Here is a 477-nt window from a genome sequence, read left to right on the forward strand (position 1 = left end):
GTTCGGCAGCGTGTTCTACGAGCGCGGCGACCCGTTCGAGGTCTACTCCTCGCTGGTCGCCAAGCTGTCGGTCTGGGGACGGAGGGACCCGGCACCCGGCAGCGGCCAGGCCGGCGGCACCCTGGTCGTCCGCAGCCCGCTCGCCAACCTCGACACGGTCGAGGTGCGACCCGGCCTCGTCGGGGTCGCGGCGGTGCTCTTCTGCAGTACCGCCTTCGACTCGTTCCAGGACTCCTCGGTCTGGATCCGGTTCATCCAGAACAACGAGACCATCTCGGGCAGCCGGGCGATGGTCGACCTCGCCAACAACCTGGCGCGTCTGTCCTTCTGCGTTGGAGTGGGACTGGTCTTCGCGGTTGGCACGGTTCTGACTGCCGTCGGCCCGGCGACCCGCCGACGCGACCTGCCCAACGCCTTCGTCCACTCGATCGTGCCGAGCATCATCGGCTACATCGTGGCCCACTACCTGACCTATCT

1 protein-coding gene is annotated in these 477 nt (G+C 67.7%); it reads left to right on the forward strand.

Going from position 1 to position 477, the window contains the following annotated elements:
• Positions 1-477, forward strand: a 477-nt coding sequence (locus AC10QF_RS20100; RefSeq protein ID WP_494542743.1) for a hypothetical protein, incomplete at both ends; no start/stop codon positions are given.

This window comes from Stenotrophomonas maltophilia complex sp. Om-AH-Sm3, assembly GCF_059337855.1.